We start from the raw sequence: 5207 nt of genomic DNA, 5'->3' as shown, positions 1-5207 counted from the left end.
TGCAGGTATTTATTTGGCCCTTGGTGTTATGATTGCTCTATATAACCGCAAAGTTACGGGGGTAGGTCAGCAGGTAGACGTGGCTATGTTTGATACCATTTTCAGTATTTTGGAAAATGCACTGGTGAACTATACCATGGGGGGAGAGATTACCCAAAGAAATGGCAATGTGGATCCATCTATCTCTCCTTTTGATGTATATGAATGCAAGGATGGTTTCGTTGCACTGGGTGTTGGAAATGACAAGCTTTTCAAAACCTTTTCTGCAACCATTGGGCATCCTGAGTTGATGGAGGATCCTCGGTTTGCAACCAACGACCTAAGGTGCAACAACTACATACCCGATTTACAAAACTTGATTCGTGGGTGGTGTAAAGGCTATACCAAAGGTGAAATTGAAAGCATTATGGATGAAGCAGGCATTCCTTGCGGCCCTGTTTTAAACGTGAAAGAGGCGATTGAGCACCCCCATATACAAGAGAGAGAAATGATGGTGCATTGTGAGCACCCCACAGCTGGAGATCAATATTTCCAGGGCTGTGTGATAAAGCTATCCGAAACACCGGGCGAAGTGTCAGCGCCATCGCCTCTTTTAGGACAACATAACCGAGAAATTTTTGGTCTTACAGAAGAAGAAATAAAGAATTTAAAAGGAGAAGGCGTTTTATAATTTGAAATATGTATGCTTTGGTACGTAAAAAAAATAGATGGAGGTGCAGATTTCATGAGAAAGGTATCAATATTAAGCTATAACATGACCACAGCGGACGGAGCCAATCAAGATGGTTTAATTCCTATTGGACGTCAATTTGATTTTATCGGCGATGTGGAAACTGAAGAAATGATTTTAGTAGATGGGGATGAATCCCTCTGCCTGGGTTATGAAGATGTGAAATGCTACAAGGATGTGTATGTAGGGGATATGATTGATTTTAAAGCCACACTGACCAATGTGGGAAATACCTCAAGGGATTGCTGGATTGAGGTGTTTAAACTGGCCACTCCTGCTTTTCGCGAAGGAAAAACAGATTGCAAGCAGGGTGATATGGTTTGGTTTGACCAGCCCGTTCTGTGCACTGAGGGAAAAGTGCGTCTTGTTGTGAAAAAGCATTTGCAAAGAGGCGCCCAGCCCGAAGGCAAAGTCGTTGAACCTTGGCGTCCTTTGGAAGATTTTCCGGAATAAAAATTCTTTTGTTGAAGAAAGGGGAATGATTATGAGTGAACAAAGCGTAACATATCGTTACAGAATGTCAGATAGAGATGTTTTTTATGGCGGCGGCGTAGTAAACGGTGCAAGAAGCATCACCCTTGCCAATGATACAGCAAACCGCTTGATGGCAAAGGTGTTCCAAAACACAGGCCATTGCGTAGAGGTCAGAAAAGTGCGTCTATATGAGCCTTGCTTTGCAGGGGATTATATGGAATTTATGGCAAAGATTAAAAAAATGGAAGGAAATCGTGCGGTGATAGAGGTGCGTTCCTTTAAAATTATTGAAGTACCTGAAAATCCTCCATTTCCAAGTTCTATTGACGTTCTCCCTGAACCACCGTTGTCTACAGTTGTCCAGTTTGTATACGAAACCTATTAAGCTTATGAATACTATTGCCTGTATTAAAAAAAGAAGAAGCATCAGACGATATTTACCCAAAAAGGTTGCCCATTCGGTTATCGAGGAGCTAATAGAATGCGTCAGATGGGCACCTTCGTGGAATAATTGCAAGGCAGTACGTTATACGGTGGTTGAAAAGGCCGAGCATCTACAAACCCTTGCAACTACCTTGGTTGCTCCTGAAAATATTCATATTGTCAAAAATGCACCCTTAATTTTTGTCATTTCCAATGTAAAAAAACGTTCCGGCTTTGAGCGGGATGGTCATCTTTCTTCAGCAAAGGGAGAAAGTTGGGAAATGTTTGATGCAGGGGTTGCGTGCCAAACCTTATGCCTTGCAGCAGCGGAGCTGGGGCTGGGAACTGTAATTATGGGCACATTTGATGAGAAGGGGATTTCCAAGTTTATTCATTTGCCGGAGAGTGAGGAGATCATTGCTTTGGTGGCTTGTGGATATGCCGACGAAATACCTATGGCACCAAGGAGAAAAGAAGTAGGAGAGATACTGAGGTATTTGTAATAAGAACGAAATAGCTTGGGATGAACCCATAAGAGCGGGCGTTTATGGGTTTTCACCTTTATAGGAGGTGGACACAATTTCAGATAGAAATCTGTGTAAAAGCACACTATCGTTCTCAGGACATGGAACAGCAGGTTTTAATTGGCTGCCTCAAACTATATTTTCTATGGTATAAGGGATTCAAGGAAAATAAAAGTTTCAAGACTTAATTGAAGATATTGGGGTTTTTTAAAGGGTGTCGATTTGATCGACACCCTTTTTCTATACTTTTTGTGCTATTTTTTCTTTTTTTCAATGGGTATTATTATTTTGGTCACATGTTGATCAATATTATTAATATCTAATGGAGAGATTATGAACTCTTCAGAAACAGGACCAATTATTTTGTACTGATTTTGATTGATCCATTGAACCAGTCGAATATGGGTATGAATGATATCAGCATAGTTTCCCAAATGTATTGCAGTGGCTGCAGTGAAATCGCCAAAGGATCTAAAGCAATCTCCTTCCTCTGAGGAATCAACGGTAATGCCAAATTCAATGTCAGTATCCGTATATAAAAATTGTTCTAAAGGGTTGGAATAATATGTAACGATGATAGTTCCCTTATTTTTTAAATTCAAACTATCGCATAAATCAAGAATTTCCACCCATCTATGGACGGAAACATCAATATTTGAGTAATTGGACATGGTTTTACGTGTAAAAACCAAATGCATTTGGGGAATTTGTTCTATTTTTATATCTTCCGGAGTTACGGCATCTTTGATATTTAAAAGATCTACACCTGTTTTTAAGCGTTGTAAAAAAGCGCTGGTGGATGCATATTTTCTTTGCAGACAATTGATTTCATCCAACAGATCCGTAAGCTTTAGTTCAATGTTTTTTTCCAAATCATCCGCTTTGTTTCCTGTTATGATGCTTTGAATTTCCTTTAGGCCAAAATCCATGGAACGGAGCTTGCGAATAATGCAAAGGGTTACAAGCTGATTTTTACTGTAATATCTGTATCTATTAACCTCATCCCGAAATTCGGGAACAACCAGTTCTATTTCATCATAATAACGTAAGGTCTTACTGGGAATGTTACAAATTTCTGATACTTCTCTTATAGAGAATTTGTAGTCTGCATTCATTCTCTCATCCTCCCCATAAAAATGATATGAATTAGTATAACACAATCGCATAATGATATCAAATCTAATGAACAAAAGGATCAAATAATCATGTTTTTGTATGTTTTTTTTGCACACTTTTTATTTTCCTTGTAAAAACAGATAAAGAAAAACCAGTTAAAATCCTGTGGTAGGAATGTTTTGACAAAAATTTATTTTTTTAATTTAAATTTCATTGGAATTATCATTGACATTCCCCTTACTGCAATGAGTATAATCAGGCTATGGTTATTGTTAAAGTGCAATAAAAAATATCAAATAAAAGCGAAAAATTGACATAGGTTTACAGAGGAAAACTTGAACTTATCTAGAATATTTGAAATATACATAATAATTTGAATTTATTTTTAAAATATTTGTAGTTTTTTGTTGTTTGAAAAAAAGAATAATATTTTTTATTTCCCAAGAAATAGTGTGAATTTTCTCTTTTACTATGGTAAAAAAATCGCAAACATCCTGGATTATTGCTATGAGGAATCTTTTCATAGTTTTTAATAAGTATAAACATAAAAGCTATCGATAAAAAATAATTGGAAGGGGGTTGGCTTGAGAAACGGGATTGGAAAATAGAAAGCTATTTACTAACAAGGGAAGGTGAGCGTTAATGGACTTAATGATTAAAAACGGTACTATTGTAACAGAAAAAGAAATGTTTCGAGGCGATATTGCTGTGAAAGACGGAATCATTGCTGCAATTGGAAAGAACCTTTCAGACATTCCCTGTGATACCATTGTGGATGCGGAAGGGAAGCTTGTTTTGCCGGGCGCGATTGATGCACATACCCATTTGGCAATGCCCTTTGGCGGAACAATTTCTGCAGACGGATACTATGCAGGAACAAGAGCGGCAGCCTGTGGCGGAACCACCACGGTTTTTGATTTTGCGTTGCAAGACTTTAACGAGAAAATGTTAGATGTAGTAAAAAGAAGAGATGCCTTAGCTGCTCCCGAGGCTGCTGTGGATTATGCGTTCCATATTGGCGTAAAAGATGTTCATGGTGATCTCTTGGATTCTATGAAAGAGGCTGTAGAATTTGGTGTTCCATCCTTTAAAGTTTTTATGGTTTATGATTTTGGTGTAACAGATGGTGTTTTTTATCAGGTACTTGAAAAAGCAAAAGAAATAGGCGCACTTATTTGTGTTCATGCAGAAAATAATGAGTTGGTAAACACATTGGTAGAAAGATATACTTCCGAAGGAAAAACAGCTCCATGGTATCATTATATGTCTCGCCCTGAGTTTGTAGAGGCTGAAGCAGATTTTAGGGCAATTTCATGGGCGAAATCTTTAAATGCTCCACTTTACATAGTACACTTGGCGAACAAAAAAGGTGTGGAATACGTAGCGAAAGCAAAAGAAGAGGGCTACCAAATTTATGCTGAAACTTGTCCCCAATATTTGAACTTCACCTGCGATGTCTATAAGAGAGATGACGCAAGAAACTTTGTATGTTCACCACCTATGAAAGGACAGGAGAGTCAGGATGCCATTTGGAAAGCATTAAAGCAAGGCGTAATTGATACAGTTGCTACAGACCATTGTCCATTCCAACAGTCTGAAAAGGATTGGGGAAAGGATGATTTTAGAAAGATTCCAAATGGCTGTGCTGGTGTAGAAAATATGTATCCTTACATGTTGGCAAAAGCAAATAATGGTGAGATTACCTTTATGAAGGCAGTTGAGGTTTGCTCCTCAAATCCTGCAAGAATTTTTGGTTGTACCCAAAAAGGCAGCTTAACGGTTGGTAAGGATGCAGATATTGTAATATACGATCCGGATAAAGACTTTACGGTAACCTGTGAAACCATGCATTCCGACTATGATCACACTATTTGGGAGGGCACAAAGCTTCATGGGTATCCTGTAAAAACCTTTTCAAGAGGCCGCCTTGTGTACGATAA

6 protein-coding genes are annotated in these 5207 nt (G+C 38.4%); 5 read left to right on the top strand and 1 reads right to left on the bottom strand.

All coding sequences use genetic code 11. The features are described from left to right. The 4 genes from RTK36_RS01610 to RTK36_RS01595 form a co-directional block, all read left to right on the top strand. A partial coding sequence (locus RTK36_RS01610; RefSeq protein ID WP_312043637.1) for a CaiB/BaiF CoA transferase family protein occupies positions 1-670 on the top strand: 670 nt, incomplete at its 5' end. A gap of 54 nt (positions 671-724) precedes the next feature. Then, complete coding sequence (locus RTK36_RS01605) at positions 725-1183, top strand: beta-alanyl-CoA:ammonia lyase (RefSeq protein ID WP_312043635.1); 459 nt, start codon at positions 725-727, stop codon at positions 1181-1183. Positions 1184-1214: 31 nt separating this feature from the next. Continuing rightward, a complete protein-coding gene (locus RTK36_RS01600; protein ID WP_312043633.1) occupies positions 1215-1589 on the top strand; it encodes a hotdog fold domain-containing protein in 375 nt (124 codons plus the stop codon). Continuing rightward, positions 1570-2130: a nitroreductase family protein gene (locus RTK36_RS01595; protein ID WP_312043631.1), complete on the top strand. Its 561-nt coding sequence runs from the start codon at positions 1570-1572 to the stop codon at positions 2128-2130. Before RTK36_RS01600 ends, RTK36_RS01595 begins: the two co-directional genes overlap by 20 nt. A gap of 275 nt (positions 2131-2405) precedes the next feature. Here the strand turns inward: RTK36_RS01595 and RTK36_RS01590 are convergent, their stop codons facing one another. Then, positions 2406-3266 (bottom strand): MerR family transcriptional regulator, encoded by an 861-nt coding sequence (locus RTK36_RS01590; protein ID WP_312043628.1) that lies wholly within the window; start codon positions 3264-3266, stop codon positions 2406-2408. A gap of 643 nt (positions 3267-3909) precedes the next feature. Here RTK36_RS01590 and hydA point away from each other — a divergent pair. Beyond that, a partial coding sequence (hydA, locus tag RTK36_RS01585) for a dihydropyrimidinase (protein WP_312043626.1) occupies positions 3910-5207 on the top strand: 1298 nt, incomplete at its 3' end.

It is taken from the genome of Anaerotignum sp. (assembly GCF_031981185.1).
Taxonomy (GTDB): Bacteria; Bacillota; Clostridia; order Lachnospirales; family Anaerotignaceae; genus Chakrabartyella.
This window is presented reverse-complemented; position numbering and strand designations above follow the sequence as displayed.

What these genes read in the sequence shown, in the direction of transcription:
- RTK36_RS01590 (WP_312043628.1), bottom strand. Translation starts at nt 3,266, where the DNA reads ATGAATGCAGACTACAAATTCTCTATAAGAGAAGTATCAGAAATTTGT.
- RTK36_RS01605 (WP_312043635.1), top strand. Translation starts at nt 725, where the DNA reads ATGAGAAAGGTATCAATATTAAGCTATAACATGACCACAGCGGACGGA.
- RTK36_RS01600 (WP_312043633.1), top strand. Translation starts at nt 1,215, where the DNA reads ATGAGTGAACAAAGCGTAACATATCGTTACAGAATGTCAGATAGAGAT.